The sequence below is a fragment of the Actinokineospora sp. NPDC004072 genome (genome assembly GCF_053604195.1).
The window spans coordinates 84,761-100,542 of record NZ_JBSGHB010000004.1; the positions used below are offsets into that span (position 1 = coordinate 84,761).

12 protein-coding genes and 3 tRNA genes are annotated in these 15,782 nt (G+C 72.5%); 2 read left to right on the forward strand and 13 right to left on the reverse strand.

Annotated elements, in window-relative coordinates:
- Positions 1–171 precede the first annotated feature (171 nt).
- From ACWEPX_RS07520 to ACWEPX_RS07575, 12 genes are all read right to left on the reverse strand, one after another.
- A complete protein-coding gene (locus tag ACWEPX_RS07520) occupies positions 172–1,275 on the reverse strand; it encodes a DegT/DnrJ/EryC1/StrS family aminotransferase (protein ID WP_451896266.1) in 1,104 nt (367 codons plus the stop codon).
- On the reverse strand, positions 1,272–1,907 hold the full coding sequence (locus ACWEPX_RS07525; RefSeq protein WP_451896267.1) for an acetyltransferase: 636 nt from the start codon (positions 1,905–1,907) through the stop codon (positions 1,272–1,274). The genes ACWEPX_RS07520 and ACWEPX_RS07525 overlap by 4 nt, the downstream gene beginning before the upstream one ends.
- 1,036 nt (positions 1,908–2,943) lie before the next feature.
- A complete protein-coding gene (gene asnB / locus ACWEPX_RS07530) occupies positions 2,944–4,764 on the reverse strand; it encodes an asparagine synthase (glutamine-hydrolyzing) (RefSeq protein ID WP_451896268.1) in 1,821 nt (606 codons plus the stop codon).
- 2 nt (positions 4,765–4,766) lie between these two features.
- Positions 4,767–6,806 carry a glycosyltransferase gene (locus tag ACWEPX_RS07535; protein ID WP_451896269.1) on the reverse strand — a complete coding sequence of 680 codons (2,040 nt, stop codon included), beginning with the start codon at positions 6,804–6,806 and terminating at the stop codon, positions 4,767–4,769.
- A complete protein-coding gene (locus ACWEPX_RS07540) occupies positions 6,803–7,924 on the reverse strand; it encodes a DegT/DnrJ/EryC1/StrS family aminotransferase (RefSeq protein ID WP_451896270.1) in 1,122 nt (373 codons plus the stop codon). The genes ACWEPX_RS07535 and ACWEPX_RS07540 overlap by 4 nt, the downstream gene beginning before the upstream one ends.
- Complete coding sequence (locus ACWEPX_RS07545) at positions 7,924–8,919, reverse strand: SDR family NAD(P)-dependent oxidoreductase (RefSeq protein WP_451896271.1); 996 nt, start codon at positions 8,917–8,919, stop codon at positions 7,924–7,926. The genes ACWEPX_RS07540 and ACWEPX_RS07545 overlap by 1 nt, the downstream gene beginning before the upstream one ends.
- On the reverse strand, positions 8,916–9,977 hold the full coding sequence (locus ACWEPX_RS07550) for a Gfo/Idh/MocA family protein (protein ID WP_451896272.1): 1,062 nt from the start codon (positions 9,975–9,977) through the stop codon (positions 8,916–8,918). Before ACWEPX_RS07550 ends, ACWEPX_RS07545 begins: the two co-directional genes overlap by 4 nt.
- Before the next feature lie 27 nt (positions 9,978–10,004).
- A complete protein-coding gene (locus ACWEPX_RS07555; protein ID WP_451896273.1) occupies positions 10,005–11,516 on the reverse strand; it encodes a sugar transferase in 1,512 nt (503 codons plus the stop codon).
- A gap of 602 nt (positions 11,517–12,118) precedes the next feature.
- Positions 12,119–12,192: transfer RNA gene (locus tag ACWEPX_RS07560), tRNA-Phe, on the reverse strand.
- A 27-nt stretch (positions 12,193–12,219) separates the two neighbouring features.
- Positions 12,220–12,293: transfer RNA gene (locus tag ACWEPX_RS07565), tRNA-Asp, on the reverse strand.
- Between the two features lie 14 nt (positions 12,294–12,307).
- Positions 12,308–12,380 (reverse strand) — tRNA-Glu (locus ACWEPX_RS07570).
- Between the two features lie 295 nt (positions 12,381–12,675).
- The gene (locus tag ACWEPX_RS07575) at positions 12,676–12,921 is read right to left on the reverse strand and encodes a hypothetical protein (protein ID WP_451896274.1); all 246 of its coding nucleotides are present in this window, start codon (positions 12,919–12,921) and stop codon (positions 12,676–12,678) included.
- A 567-nt stretch (positions 12,922–13,488) separates the two neighbouring features.
- Here ACWEPX_RS07575 and ACWEPX_RS07580 point away from each other — a divergent pair.
- Positions 13,489–13,842 carry a hypothetical protein gene (locus ACWEPX_RS07580; RefSeq protein WP_451896275.1) on the forward strand — a complete coding sequence of 118 codons (354 nt, stop codon included), beginning with the start codon at positions 13,489–13,491 and terminating at the stop codon, positions 13,840–13,842.
- Between the two features lie 71 nt (positions 13,843–13,913).
- Here ACWEPX_RS07580 and ACWEPX_RS07585 read toward each other — a convergent pair whose 3' ends face one another.
- Positions 13,914–14,117 carry a cold-shock protein gene (locus ACWEPX_RS07585; RefSeq protein ID WP_189209291.1) on the reverse strand — a complete coding sequence of 68 codons (204 nt, stop codon included), beginning with the start codon at positions 14,115–14,117 and terminating at the stop codon, positions 13,914–13,916.
- 380 nt (positions 14,118–14,497) lie between these two features.
- On the opposite strand from ACWEPX_RS07585, the gene ACWEPX_RS07590 reads away from it, so the two are divergent.
- Entirely contained in the window at positions 14,498–15,682 is a 1,185-nt protein-coding gene (locus ACWEPX_RS07590) for a L,D-transpeptidase (RefSeq protein ID WP_451896276.1), read from the forward strand.
- The last annotated feature ends 100 nt before the right edge of the window (positions 15,683–15,782 follow it).

Below are 15,782 nucleotides of genomic sequence, written 5' to 3' on the forward strand. Positions count from 1 at the left end.
GGGAAACGAAATCGGGCACCGGAGCCGAACGTCGCAAGTGTCGCGGCCATCGAGCGATCAGCGTTTCGACACGGTGACCGATAGTAGCCAATGTGCCGTTGACCTGCGGATCTGTCCATCTGTCCTAACCGGACGCCCGGTTGGTGACCAACCCGGCGGTCCGGCGGGTGGTCATGCCCGCACCGCGTCGGCGAGTTCGGCGACAACCCGCTCCTGCTGCTCGGGCGTGATCTCCGGGAACAGCGGCAGCGACAGGATCTCCCCGGCGAGCAGCTCGCTCACCGGGAACGCCCCCTCCCGGTGGCCCAGGTCCGCGAACGCGCCGGTGAGGTGCACCGGGGTCGGGTAGTGGATGCCAGCGCCGATGCCTGCCGCGTGCAGCTTGCCCAGCACGGTGTCGCGGTCGTCGACGCGCACGACGTAGAGGTGCCACACCGGGACGTTGCCCTCGGCCACGACCGGGGTGATGACCCCGGGCACGTCGGCCAGCAGCGCGGTGTAGCGGTCGGCGGCCACCCGGCGCGCGGCGTTCCAGCCGTCGAGCCTGCGCAGCTTGGCCGACAGCACGACGGCCTGCAGCGTGTCGAGCCTGCTGTTGAAGCCCAGCACGGGGTGCTCGTACTTGCGCGGCGAGCCGTGCGCGCCCAGCAGCCGCACCCGCTCGGCGAGGTCGGCGCGGAAGGTGGTGACCGCGCCCGCGTCGCCGTAGGCGCCGAGGTTCTTGCCGGGGTAGAAGCTGGTGGCGGCGATGTCGCCGAGCGAGCCGCAGACCGAGCCGTGCCGGGTGGCGCCCTGCGACTGCGCGGCGTCCTCGACCACGGCCACGTTGGCGGGCAGCAGCGCCCGCAGCTTCTCGATCGGCGCGGCCTGGCCGTAGAGGTCGACGGGCAGGACCGCGCGCGTGCGGGTGGTGACGGCGGCGGCCGCGGCCTCGACGTCGATGAGCGCGGTGTCGAGGTCGCAGTCGACCAGCACGGGCGTCGCGCCGGTGCGAGCGACGGCCTCGGCGGTGGCGATGAAGGTGTTGGCGGGCAGCACGCACTCGTCGCCGGGCCCGACGCCCAGGGCGCGCAGGGCCAGCTCGATGGCGTCGGTGCCGTTGCCGACGCCGACGCAGTGGTCGACGCCCGCGTACGCGGCGTAGGCCGCCTCGAACTCGGCCACCTGCGGCCCGCCGACGAACGCCGTCCTGGCCAGCACCGCGGCCCAGCCCTCGGCGACCTCGTCGGCGACGGCCGCGTGCTGGGCGGCCAGGTCGACAAGGGGGATGGTCATGGCTTCTCCTTCAGTCGCCGGGCCGGGACACCCGCCCAGGTCTGGCCTGCTGGCACGTCGGCGAGCACGACCGCGCCCATCCCGACCACCGCCTCGCTTCCGATGTGGACGCCCTGGCGCACCATCGCGCCCGCGCCCAGATAAGCCGACTCCCCGACGACGACCCCACCCGCGAGGGTGACCCGCCCCGCCAGGGTCGCGCAGTCGGCAACGCTGTCGTCATGGGTGAGCAGCACGTGCGGCATCGCCAGCACATGCCTCCCCACCCGCTGCGGCGCGGTCACGACCACCTGCGCCAGCAGGATCGTCCCGACCCCGAGCTCCACCCCTTCGGCCACCGAGGCCGCGGGGTGCACGAGGGTGGCATAGCGCTCGTCAGCCAACCCCAACCTCCGCACCACCGCCGCCCGCCCCCCAGGCCGCGCCGGATTGGCCACACACACAAGCACACCCGTTTCGGTCCGCTCATGCACCAGATCCAGCCCACCCAGCACGGGAACACCGTCCACAGTGGTGCCGTGACGGTCGGGATCATCATCCAGCATCCCCACCACAGGCCACCTGCACGCCCGCGCCGCAGCCAACACCTCCCGCGCGAGCCCCCCAGCCCCCACGAGCAACAACGGCCTCATCGCCCCACCCCCCAGCACACCGCGCCCCCGAGCACCCCAGCCACCCGAGCCCGCCCCACCCCACGCCCGACCAGGACCCCAACGCGAGCCGGGCCCCCAACGCAGGCCGAGGCTCCAACCAGGATCAGGGCTCCAACCCGGGCCAAGGCTCTACCCCGGGTCAGGACTCCACCCGCAGCCCAGGACCCGGCCCAAGCCAAGGCACCCATCCGCGCCAAGGTCCCCACCCAAGCGGAGGCCCCTACCCGAGCGAAGGCTCCCGCCCAAGCCGAGGTTCCCACCCGAGCGAAGGCCCCCGCCCAAGCCGAGGCCCCCACCCGAGCGAAGGCCCCCGCCCAAGCCGAGGTTCCCACCCGAGCCGAGGCCTCCCCCCGGACTAAGGCGCCACCCCAGGCCGAGCCCGCGCCCCGAACGACGGCCCCAACCCAAGCCGCACCCCGGACCACGCCCCCAGGCCACGTCGAGACTCCACCCCGGACCAGGAACCCACCCCAAGCCAAGGCTCCGACAACGGCGCTGACAACCAGCAGGTGCTCGAACGGCCCGACGCCCAGGCACCACCCGGCCAGCACCGCCCCGCTGGCACCGAGCAGCCCGCCGAAGCTGAAGCAGGAGGGCAAGACCGGCACCATCACCCGGCCCAAGGGCTTACCCCAAGCCGAGGCTCCACCCCAAGCCGAAGCCCCACCCGAAGCCGAGGCTCCACCCCAAGCCGAAGCCCCACCCGAAGCCGAGGCTCCATCCCAAGCCGAGGCTCCACCCAAGGCCGAAGCCCCACCCGAAGCCAAGGCTCCACCCCAAACCGAGGCTCCACCCAAGGCCGAAGCCCCACCCGAAGCCAAGGCTCCACCCCAAACCGAGGTTCCATCCCAAGCGGGAGTTCCACCCCGGGCCAAAGCCCCAACCCGGAGATCCCCAGAACCCAAATCAACAGCCCCCACCACACCACCGGGGGGACGGCCCTTGGCCAGGATATCCGGGGTGGGGAGGGGGTGGGATGAGTTGTCCACAGGGTGTGGACAAAGCGGGGTGGGGGTCATCGGGTGAGTTCTCGGTGCCAGACCTCTAGGGAGAGGAGGGTCCAGAGTCTTGGCTGCTCGTTGCGGTCGCCGGTGGTGTGGGCGGTGAGGAGGGTGTGGACGGCCTTCTTGTCAAGGGTGTCGGCGACGAAGGAGGAGGGGCCGGTGAGGAGGTCGGTGGCCATGTCGCGGAGGCCGCCGCGGAACCAGGCGTCGAGGGGGACCTTGAAGCCGGACTTCGGGCGGTCCACGACGTCGTCGGGGAGGTGGCGGCGGGCGACCTCCTTGACCACCCACTTGGTCACCCCGCGCCGGACCTTGACCGCCGACGGCAGGCTGAAGGCCAGTTCGACCAGGCGGTGGTCGAGGAACGGGGGACGCAGCTCCAGGGAGGCGGCCATCGACATGCGGTCGCCGCGCTCCAGGAGGTTGTCGGCCAGCCAGGCGTGGGCGTCGGCGTGGAGCATGCGGTTCAGGGCGTCGCCGCGGCCGTGGTGGTAGCAGGACGGGGTGGGGCGGGGGGCTGGGCCGCCGAGCAGGGTGGTGCGCTCGGCGGTGGTGAAGGGGGCGAACCAGCCGCGCATGCGCTCGGCGGCGGTGGGTTCGGCCAGGGCGCGCAGGGCGACGCCGAGGCGGGCCTTGGCGGCGGGCAGGGCGCGTTCGACGCGGGGCAGCAGCAGGCCGCGGCCGGGGGCCAGGCCCGCCCAGCGGGTCACCCCGGCGTAGCGGTACTTGGGGTAGCCGCCGAACAGCTCGTCGCTGCCCTCGCCGGAGAGCACCACCTTGACCTGCTGGCGGGCCAGCTCGGCCAGCCGGAAGACGGCCACGTCGGCGGGCTCGGACAGCGGCGCGTCGCGGTGCCAGCTCAGCTTGGCCCACGCATCGCGGAAGTCCTCGGCGGTGACGGTCACCTCGTGGTGGGTGCTGCCGACGATCCCGGCGACCTTGCGCGCCCACCCGACCTCGTCCACCCGCTCGTCGCCGAACCCGGCGCTGAAGGTGTGCAGGCCCTCGCCGCCGCGGGCCTTGGCGACCAGCGCGGTGATCAGGCTGGAGTCGATCCCACCGGACAGGTACGCCCCCACCGGCACGTCGGCGACCAGCGCGTCGGCGATCGAGGCGTCCAGCGCGTCGGCGACCAGCTCGACGGCCTCCGCGGGCTGCACCGCGCGGGTTCCGGCAGCAGGCAGCTCCCAGTACGCCCGCAGCCGCACCTGGCCGTCGCGGCCCAGCGTCAGCCGGTGCCCCTGCGGCACCTTCCGCACGCCTTCGAGCAGCGTGTGCGGCGCGGGGACGGACCGGTGGGCCAGGTAGTCGTGCAGGCTGGCCCGGTCCACCCGCGGCCGCCCGATCACCGGGAACAGCGCCTTGATCTCCGAGGCGAACGCGAACACCTCGTCGTCGGCGTAGTAGTAGAGCGGCAGGATGCCCAGCCGGTCGCGCACCAGGTGCAACTCCTGCGTGCGCCCGTCGAACACCGCGTAGGCGAACTGGCCGCGCAGGTGGCGCACCCCGTCCACGCCGTCGCGCAGGTACACCGCGAGCAGCGTCTCGGTGTCGCCCGAGGTCTGGAAGGGATAGTCCAACCCGGACCGCAGCTCGCGGTAGTTGAGGATCTCCCCGTTGAACGCCAGGTGCACGTCCCCGGCCGACATCGGCTGCCGGGAGGCGCCCAGGTCGATGATGGACAGCCGGGTGTGGGCGAACCCGACCGGCCCGGACGCCCAGGTGCCCGCGTCGTCGGGCCCGCGGTGGTGCAGGACCTTGGCCATCTCGGCCAGCACCCCGGGGTCGGCCGGGGCGCCGTCCCTGCGCCGGTATCCGGCGATGCCGCACATGGCTACCCCTCCGCCAGGTCCATCAGCTGGCGCGCGCGGGAGTCCCACGACGCCGACAGCACCGACGCCCGGCGGGCCTCCGGGGTGGACAGCCCGCCGCCCGCCAGCACCTCCCGCACCGCCTTGACGAAGGCGTCGTGCCCGCGGGCGATGGTGATCCGGTCGGCGTAGTGGCGGACCTCGGGGAAGTCGGTGCTCACCGTGGCCAGCCCGAGCGCCAGGTACTCCTTGAGCTTGATCGGGTTGGCGTGGGCGATCCACTCGTTGTCCAGCCACGGCATGATCGCCACGTCGAACCCCGAGCCGTAGGCCGGGATCTCGGCGTAGGGCTTGAAGCCCAGCCAGTGGATGTTGGGGTGGCGCTCGAACCGGGCCATCGAGATCGAGGTGTCCCCGACCAGCACCAGCGACGCCTCCGGGATGTCCTCGGCCAGCCGCTCCAGCAGGTCGAAGTCGACCAGGTAGTCGTCCAGGCCGCCGAAGAAGCCGATCCGCGGGCCGGGGATGGCGGCCAGGTCGGCGGGCAGCTCGACGCGGCGGCGGAAGTGCTTGAGGTCGACGCCGTGGTCGAGGAAGTGCGCGCGCTCGCCGGTGACGGCGGCGTCCTCGGCCTGCAGCGACCGGCTGACGTAGAGCACGTGGTCGGCCCCGGCGAGCAGCTTGTCCTCCAGCGCGGCGATCGCCTGCTGGTCGGCCTCGGGGAACGCCGAGTGCCGGTCGGAGCGGTTGAACACCAGCGACCGCCGCTTCATCGGCGCGACCACGTCCCACGCGGTGGGGATGGTCGCCACGATCACCGGGTTGCGGATGCCCAGGGCCAGCGACACCGCGCGCACCTGGGCCCGCACCAGCACCGCGTTGAGCCGCCGCAGCGCCGGGCTGCCGTAGAAGGGCAGCGGCAGCGGCGTCATCACGTGGTAGCCGGGCACCTCCGGCAGCGGCCGCCGCACCAGCTTGGCCACGCTCGCGGCCTTGCGGCCGATCCGGCGCAGCACCTGGGTGCTCTTGCCGGGGGTGGGCATGCGCAGGCCGATGCTGTTGACCAGCAGCACCTTGCGGTGCTCGGCGATGCGGGTGAGCAGCTGGAAGTCCGAGTGCGCCTGGTTGTGGTACCACCAGTCCTGCGCGGAGAAGCAGATGTAGGGCGGGCCCTCGCCGTCGAGCGGGGCGGGCCAGCGGCGCATGGCCAGCAGCGACCGCGCCGCCTGGCGGTGCCGGGCCGACCCGCGGGCCGCGCGGATCAGGCTGTCGGCCATCGCCGCCAGCCACATGCGGGCCGCGGCGGCCCGGCCGAAGCGCTCGCGGTGCAGGCGGACCTTGTTGGTCACCACCAGCGACCACAGCCGCGCCGAGGTCGTCGACTCCCCGCCCAGGTGCACGGCGGTGGCGGCGGGCTCGTAGCGGGTGGCGAAGCCCGCCCGGCCCGCGCGGAGCATGAAGTCGGTCTCCTCGGAGTAGAGCAGGAACCGCTCCTCCAGCACGCCGACCGCGTCCAGGCACTCCCGGGAGATCAGCCACACCGCGCCGGTCGCCCAGTCGTGCTCGCCCGCGCGCTCGTACGCCTTGGGGTGGGTGATGGTCTCGCCGAGGTGGCGCCAGCGGCCCGCCCGGGCGCCGCCCAGGACGGCCTCGCCGAGGGTCCGCAGGCTGGTGGGGGCGCGCCGCAGCGAGTGGTGCACCCGGCCGTCCTCATCGATCAGCTTGGGGACGGCGATGCCCGCCGGGCGCAGCGCCCGCTGGAGCACCGCGACCGAGCCGGGCGACAGCCGCACGTCGGCGTTGAGCACCAGAACGTCGCAGCCCTCGGCGTGGCGGATGCCCGCGTTGACCCCCGCGCCGAAGCCGTCGTTGCCCGCCCGGTGCACGACCTTGGCCGCCGGGTCGGCGGCCGCGGCGCGCTCGGCGGTGCCGTCGGTGGAGGCGTTGTCCACCACGACGACCCGCGCGTCCACCCCCGCCAGCGCCGCGGGCAGCGCGGCGAGGCAGTCGCCGATGACCTCGGCGCTGTTGTAGGTCACGATGACGACCGCGACGGGCCTCACCGGCCCACCGCCTCGGCCAGCGCCGAGACGACCAGCCGCTGGTCGGCGTCGGTCAGCTCGTGGTGCAGCGGCAGGATGACCGACCGCAGCGCGATCCGCTCGGTGGCGGGCAGCGCGCCGTGCGGGTGGTCCTCGTAGGCGGGCTCCAGGTGCGCGGCCATGATCCCGCGCCGCGCCGAGACGCCCCGGGCGGCCAGCGCGGCCAGCACCTCGGGCAGGGCGGGCGCGCTGTCGGGCAGCATCACCCAGAACGACTGGTAGTTCGTCGTGCCGTGCGCCGGGTCGGCCACGGCCCGGCAGCCGGGGAGGCCGCCGAGCAGGTCGTGGTAGCGCGCCGCCAGCTCGCGGCGCTGCTTGACGATGGCGTCCAGCCGGTCCAGCTGCACCAGGCCCATCGCGGCCTGCACGTCGGTCATCCGGTAGTTGAACGCGGTCTCCACATAGGACTCGACCACCGCGCCGCCAGCGGCGTGCCGGTCGGCGGCGGAGACGCTCATGCCGTGCTCGCGCAGCCTGCGCAGCCGCGCGGCCCACTCGGCGTCGTCGGTGGTCACCATCCCGCCCTCGCCGGTGGTGATCAGCTTGCGCGGGTGGAACGACCACGCCGACAGCAGCGCGCCCGCGCCCACCGGGCGCCCGTGCAGGGTCGACCCGGCGGCGCACGCGGCGTCCTCCACCAGCGGCACCGCGCCGGTCACGGCCCGGATGGCCGGGATGTCGGCGGGCACGCCGCCCTGGTGCACGACCACGACGGCCTTGGTGCGCTCGGTCAGCGCCGCGCGCACGGTGTCGGCCGTCAGGTTGCCGGTAAGCGGGTCGACGTCGGCGAACACCGGGTTCGCCCCGCAGTAGCGGACCGCGTTGGCCGTAGCGATGAACGACAGCGACGGCACCACCACGTCGTCGCCCGGGCCGACGCCCAGCAGGTGCAGGCACAGGTGCAGCCCGGTCGTGCAGCTGGACACGGCCACGCCGTGGCCCGCGCCGACCCGCTCGGCGAACGCCTTCTCGAAGGCGGCCACCCGCGGCCCCTGCGCCACCCAGCCCGACCGCACGGCCTCGGCGACCGCCGCCGCCTCGGCCTCGCCGAGCAGCGGCTTCATCACCGGGATCGCCATCAGCGGGCACCGCCGTCCGCGGCCTGCTTCTCCGCGCGCCACCAGGCCACCAGGTCGCGCAGCCCGTCGGCCATCTTGATCTCCGGGCGCCAGCCCAGGTCGCGGTCGGCTGCGGAGATGTCGGCCAGCCTGCGGGTCACGCCGTTGACCTTGCGCTCCGGGCCGTGCTCGACGCCGAGGTCGGAGTCCATCGCCGCCAGCAGCGCCTGCGCCAGCCCCAGCAGGCTGGTCTCCTCGGCGGAGGCGATGTTGTAGACCGCGTCGGTGACCTCGGCCTTGGCGGCCAGCAGGTTCGCCCGGGCGATGTCGTGCACGTGCACGAAGTCCATCGTCTGCGCGCCGTCGCCGAAGATCAGCGGGGCCTTGCCGTCGGCGATGCGCTCCATCCAGCGGATGAGCACCTCGGTGTAGAGGCCGTGCACGTCCATCCGCGGGCCGTAGACGTTGAAGTAGCGCAGCGCCACGTAGTCCAGGTCCTTCATGGCCTTGAAGCTGCGCAGCATGCCCTCGTTGAACGCCTTGGCGGCGCCGTAGAAGGTGTCGTTGTTGTACGGGTGGTGCCGCTCGGTCGTCGGGAACTCCTCGGCCAGCCCGTAGACCGACGCCGACGAGGACGCCACCAGCTTCTTGACCCCGTGCTCGGCCGCCGCCTCGATGACGGTGAACGTGCCGTCGACCAGGCACTCCAGCGCCAGCCTCGGCTCCTCGGCGCACTGGGTGATCCGGATGGCCGCGAGGTGGAAGACCAGGTCCACGCCCCGGGTCAGCTCGTGGACCAGCGCGCGGTCGTTGATGTCGCCGTCGACCACCCGCAGCCGGTCCCCCGCGGCAGCGGCGGCGTCGGCGAGGTTGGCCCGGCGCCCGCGCACGAAGTTGTCCAGCACGACGACCTCGGCCGCGCCCGCGGCGACCAGCCGGTCGACCACGGCCGACCCGATCGTCCCGGCGCCCCCGGTGACCAGCGCCCGCTGGCCCTCGATCGGCTGCGCGCTCATGCGGGCACCTCCGCGTCCACCCGGTCGCCCAGCACCGGCATGAAGACCCCGCCCTGCGCCAGCGACGCCGAGGCGGCCTCCAGGATCGACAGCACCGCCAGCCCCTGCCTGCCGTCGGTCAGCGGCGGTCTGCCCTCGGCGATCGACGCCTGGAACTCGGCCATCACCGCGCGCAGCGCCTCCCGCTCGGGCAGCGCGGGCGCGACCATGTCACCGGTGCGGTAGGACACCAGCGTCTGCGCCTTGGTCTCCGGGCCCAGGTCGGCGGCCACCCGGTCGACGCCGCGGTCGTAGACGGCCAGGCGCTGGCTCGGGTTGAGGTCGTCCCAGACCACGGTGCGGGCGGAGCCGCCGATCACCATCGTGCGGATCTTGGTGGGGGACAGCCAGTTGACGTGCACGTGCGCCATCACCCCGCCGGTCAGCTCCAGCGTCAGGTGCGCGACGCACGCCCGGCCCGCGCCGATCGGGTCGGACCCGTGCGCGGCCACGGCCAGCGGGACCACGCCCGCGGGCAGGATCGACAGGAAGATCGACAGGTCGTGCGGGGCCAGGTCCCACAGCACGTCCACGTCCGGCTGGACCAGGCCGAGGTTGATGCGCACCGAGTCCAGGTACTGGATGTCGCCCAGGTGGCCGCCGCGGATCTGCTCGCGCAGGTGCGCCACGGCCGGGGTGTAGCAGTAGGTGTGGTCGAGCATCAGGGTCAGGCCCCGGCGCTCGGCGAGGTCGACCAGCTCGCGGCCCTCGGCGTAGGTGGCGGCCAGCGGCTTCTCCACCAGCACGTGCTTGCCCGCCGCCAGCGCGGCCCTGGCCACCGGCAGGTGCGTCCCGGCCGGGGTGGCGATCGCGACGGCGTGCACGGCCGGGTCGGCCAGCACCTCCTCCAGCGAGTCCGACACCCGCACCGTCGAGTAGCCGCCGAGCACCCGGCGCGCCCGGTCGGCGTCGAGGTCGCACAGGTACTCCAGGCGCAGACCCGGTGTGGCCTGGGCGTTGCGGACCAGGTTCGGTCCCCAGTACCCGGCGCCGATCACGGCGAGGCCGATGGTTCCCACGGTCAGATCCCCTTCACGAAAGTGCGGTCAGTAAGCGCCTTGGCCGGAGAACACGGCCCGGATGGTCTTCCAGAGGATCACCGCGTCCAGCGCCAGCGACCAGTCCTCGACGTAGCGCAGGTCGAGCCGGACCGCCTCCTCCCAGGGCAGGTCGCTGCGGCCGCTGACCTGCCACAGGCCGGTCAGGCCCGGCTTGACCAGCAGCCTGCGGCGCACGTCCGGGGCGTAGCGGGCGGTCTCCTCCGGCAGCGGCGGCCGCGGGCCCACCAGGGACATCGGACCGGCCAGCACGTTGAACAGCTGCGGCAGCTCGTCGATGGAGTAGCGGCGCAGCACCGCGCCGACCCGGGTGATGCGCGGATCGCGGCGCATCTTGAACAGCAGGCCGTGGCCCTCGTTCTGCTCGGCGAGGTCGGCGAGCAGCTTGTCGGCGTCGACCACCATCGTGCGGAACTTGACGATGGTGAACTCGCGGCCGTCCTTGCCCACCCGGCGCTGCCGGTAGAACACCGGGCCGCGGCTGTCGAGCTTGATCGCCAGCGCGACGGCCAGCATCACCGGGGCGAGCAGGGTCAGCAGGACGAACGAGCCGACCTTGTCGAAGACGTCCTTGACGACCCGCCGCACGCCGGTGAACGACGGCGCGGACACCCGCAGCAGCGGCATGCCGAGCACGGCGTCGACGTGCAGGCGCGGGCCCGCCACCTCCATCAGCACGGGGGCGACGACCATCTCCGCGCCGCTGCCCTCCAGGTTCCAGGCGAGCTGCTGCAGCCGCTTGGGGGTCCAGTACTGGTCCGGGGTCACGGCGACGATGCGGTAGCCGCCGCGGCGGGCGTGGGTGGCCAGCTCGGCCAGCCGCCCGACCACCGAGACGCCCTCCAGCTCGCTGTCGCCGTCGCCGCGGCCGTCGGTGGTGCAGACCGCGTCGACGCGCCAGCCGAGGTAGGGGGTGTTGCGGGTGCGGGTGATCAGGTCGCGGAGGGTCTCGGTGCTGCCCGCGGCCATCACCGGGAGCAGGCAGCGGCCTTCCCGGCGCCTGCGGTGCAGGAGCTGGCGCAGCGCGTAGCGCAGGGGGAAGACGAGCACGGCGGTCACGGGCACCACGACGAAGACCCACGGGCGCATGCGGTCGACGTCGAACAGCAGCCCGCCCAGCGCGAGCACGACGGCCGCGGCGACGAACGCCCGGCCGACCCGGCGGAACTCCTCGACGCCGTGGCCGAGCACGGCGGAGTTCCAGACCCGGTTCACCGCGAACGCGGCGAGCAGGACGAAGAAGGTGACGAAGGTCACCGGGTGCACCAGCGGCTCCCCAGGCCGGGCGTAGGCGGTGACCGCGCCACCGGCGACGAGCACGCCGGTCAGCAGGGCCACCAGGTCGCCGAGCAGCACCCCTGCCCGGAACCGCGGCTCCCAGCCCGCGACGGGCGGGAACGAGGGTTCGCCCGCGGGAAGACCGGAGCGCGTCCGCCGGGCGTGCGGCGGGGCGGGCCAGGTGACTGGTCTTCGGCGCGGGAACCCGACTTGGTCACGCATTGTTTATCCCCCGGTTGGGCCGGTGTGGGCGCACTGGCGCAGGCGGCTCCGTGACGAACCCGCACCAGGCAAATCTCTTGGCGGACCAGTCCTCGGCAGTGGTCGTCCGAGCGCCGGTCGCGCTACCTGATTCGCTCCCCCTGCCGGGGCCGTTACACGCAGCGTCAGGAATCTCAGTACTCGAACGGGGGGCTCAGCGAACAGTGCGCGCGTTGTTACACCCTGAGTAGCTTCGCTATTCATCGAATTGTCACCCCGGCCACCAAACCGACTGCTCAGCGTAGCCATTGCCGCCACAGTCGACAGTCCGGAGAGGACATTCCCACCCATCACTCTGCGCCACCAGGGCCGCAAGCCCCACCCGAACGGCAGTGCCGGTCGCACTGCCTGGGGGCCGCCACCCGGACCCATGCGCTACGTCACCCGCGCGCGGGAAAATGCTCCGAAACCCGCCGCCGCGGACGACTGTGATCTGCCTCACAAAATGAGCGCTGGTGCCGAAACAAACCAACGGGGGCACCCCCGGGGCCGGGGCAGCTCCCCGGAAACGCAACGGACGACCCGGCCCACGCGATGGTGGGACCCAGGTCGTCCGAGGGGGGTGGCCAGGGGCGGGGTCGAACCGCCGACCTACCGCTTTTCAGGCGGTCGCTCGTACCAACTGAGCTACCTGGCCTAGCTCCGGCCACAACACCGAAACTTGCGACCCTGACGGGACTCGAACCCGCGACCTTCGCCGTGACAGGGCGACGCGCTAACCAACTGCGCCACAGGGCCTTGCTGTACTTCCGTGCTCCCAACGGGATTCGAACCCGCGCTGCCGCCTTGAAAGGGCGGAGTCCTAGGCCGCTAGACGATGGGAGCCGACCTATGCTCGTCCGGTGTTCGCTGGGAGCACGCATAGCTTAGGACACGGCCCGCCCAGGGCCAAAACCGGTCCCCCCTAAACGCTTCTACCTGCGGAAACCGCCCTCGGAGCCGCTGCGGGGGCGGCAGCGGCCCGCACCGGCGACAGCCCGCGCGGCGGCGGTGCGTCAGACGGGTGAGCCCGGCGGCGCGGGCGGCGGGCTCACCGAATTGCCGCGGCCGGCTCCGGCGAATTTCCGCCGGAGCCCCCAGACGCCGCATGATCGAAATTGTCGTCCGCCGCTCGATTCCGCTATCGGCGAACGGGCGGAACGCCGTCTTCCCCGTCGATGAGCCCCAGCATTTCCAGCAGCTCGCGGCAGTCTTCGGTATCCTGCGCGCCGCAGGCCACGGCCAGTCGAGCCCGGCGGACCTGCTCCTCCGTCACCCGCGAGCCCTCGCCGGAACGCGGCGCTGGCACCCCGGTGGAGAAATTCCCGGTCCCAGCCAGGCTGTCCTGGCGTAGCAAAAACGAACGTACTTCCAAAGACCCGCTCATCCCGCCTCCCCGGCATTTTGTTTGGCGTGAGGTTATGAGAGATCTCGCCCAGGTCACAGCCCCCTGGGGAGTGAACCGGGCTCCCCGCTGGGTAGCCGTCTGTAACCCGGTTCCCAGTTGTCCGCGGGAGCCGATACCGGGCAACCGGCAACCGCGTCACCCGTTCGGCGGCTAGCCCGGTCGGGGGGTGGACCACTGGGTCACCGACGGCTCACTCGTGGCCGCCGTGTGGCCTGCGCCACACCCGCGAACCCGTCCGGGCGCGCCCCGGCCGGGGGACGCGCGCACCCGCGGCGGGGGCGGCCGAGGTGAGCGGTAGCGCACCAAAGCCTTGCTGACAAGCCGAACGTCAGGTGAACATTTCTCTCGAATTTTCCGCCGCGGCCCCTCCCGGACGGCGCGGGCACGTGCAACAATCGACGTGCTGACACACCCCCGGTCAGCGCCTGTGGAGATCCCCTCCGGCCCCCGCGTTCCTCCCCCTGGCGCGGGGGCCTCTCCCTGTCCGCGGCCGTGACCGCGCTCACAGGTCTCCCGCCGCCGCAACCGAACCGTTATCGTGTCCGGGTGCCTTTCCCCTCCTTCGGCCGCAGCCGCTCGGACCTGAAGCCGGTCGGCGAGTCGACCGGCCGCCACCGCACCCCGGTGCGCGACCAGACCGACGAGCTGCTGCCCGACGACGAACTGGAGTCGTACCTGGCGGCCCTGGCCCCGGAGTCCGACGCCGAGACCACCGCGACCGGCAGGCGCTTCGGCACCGCCGAGGTGCACCAGCTGCGGCTGCCCCTGGCCGCCAACGAGAAGCTGCGCGAGCTGGCCGCCTACCGCCGCACCTCCCCGATGGCCCTGGCCCAGGAATGGATCATGCAGCGGCTGGACTGGGAGGCCCGCCAGCAGGAGCAGTACCAGATGCAGCGCTGACGGCCTGCGCGACCGACGACGATGAGCCCCCTCGGCCTCGGCCGAGGGGGCTCATCGCGTCGTGACGGCCCTTACAGCGGGATGACGTTGGTCGCCTGCGGGCCCTTGGTGCCCTGGCCGACCTCGAACTCCACCCGCTGGTTCTCCTCCAGCGTCCGGAAGCCCTTCGACTGAATCTCCGAGTAGTGCACGAAGACATCGGCGCCACCGTTGTCCTGCGCGATGAATCCGTAGCCCTTCTCGGCGTTGAACCACTTGACAGTGCCCTGTGCCATAAAACCTGCCTCCATCGCAGGAGCTTGGGGTTGCACCGTGCAACCCCGGGCCGCCTTCGGGCGGCGCCCCCGCCCCACTTCAGCGGAAACAGCCCGCCCGCGTTTTGTTCCGCGAGCGTGGAAAGCACGAACACAGAAACCACGGCCAGCAAGGCAAAGGGTATCGGCTGCACGGGGCGCGCTCTACTGCCTTGCGGGCTTTCGACTAGGCCAAGCGAGTGAAGTCATTCAGCACTCTCCGCCAATTGCTTCACCGGAGAACGTGAAGATCTTCGCTGTCCACACCAAGTGACCCGAATCACACGGCGATCGAGCCAACGCCGCTCGGAGTCGTGGCGTCGTACCGGTAGCGGTACGGGTGCGGTTCCGATGGGGAGAGCATGATCACATTCAAGCGGCTGGCGGTCGGTCTCGTCGCGGCACTGGCGCTGGGCGGGTGCACCAGCGGCGGCGACCCGGTGGCGACGGGCCTGCAGGAGCAGACCCGGGTCGAGGAGCAGGCGCCCGCGCCCGCCGTGGTCACCGCGACCCCCGCCGACGGGGCGACCGGCGTCGCCCCGGCCGAGCCGGTCTCGGTGTCGGTCGCGGGCGGGAAGCTGACGGAGGTCAGCCTGACCAACCCGGCCGGGGAGGAGGTCGACGGCGCGCTGTCGGCCGACGGCAGCACGTGGACCGCCGCCGAGCCGCTGGGCTACGGCAAGACCTACACCTGGGCGGGCAGCGCCCTCGGCGCGGACGGCGGGCGGGTCGAGGTCGCGGGCTCCTTCACCACGGTCACCCCGCAGAGCACCGTCCGCGCCCGGCTCAACGTCGGCGACGACAAGACCTACGGCATCGCCATGCCGATCAAGGTCACCTTCGACCCGCCGGTCACCGACCGCGCCGCCGCCGAGCGGCGGCTCACCGTGCAGACGTCGGTGCCCACCGAGGGCGGCTGGGCCTGGCTGTCGGACTCCGCGGCGCACTGGCGGCCCAAGGAGTACTGGAAGCCGCACACCAAGGTGACCGTGACCGCCGCGGTGTACGGCCACGACCTCGGCGGCGGCGCGTACGGCCAGGCCGACGTCAGCGCGTCGTTCACCATCGGGCGCAGCCAGATCGTCAAGGCCGACACCCAGTCCCACCGGATGGTCGTGATCCGCGACGGCAAGATGGTGCACGACTTCCCGGCCAGCTACGGCCTGGAGTCCGACCGCCGCCGGGTCACCCGCAGCGGCATCCACGTGGTGATGTCCAAGCACCGGACCTACAAGATGAACAACCCCACCTTCGACTACGCCAACGTCGAGGTCCCGTTCGCCGTGCGCATCCACAACAACGGCGAGTTCATCCACGGCTACGCGCCCTCGATCCCCTCGCAGGGCCGGGAGAACGTCTCCCACGGCTGCGTCAACCTCTCGCCAGCCAACGCCCAGGTGTACTTCGACTCGGTGCTCGTGGGCGACCCGGTGGAGGTCGTCAACAGCTCGGTCAAGCTCGGCGAGTTCGACGCCGACCACAGCGACTACTACGACTGGACGATCCCGTGGGCCCAATGGGAGGCCAAGTCGGCGCTGGCGTCCTAACCGGCGGGTTCCCCCGGCCGGCGTTACGTTCGGTCGGTGGACAAGGCGGAACCGGGCACGACCCCCGAACCGGACCAGACGGCGGTGAAGAAGGCCGTCG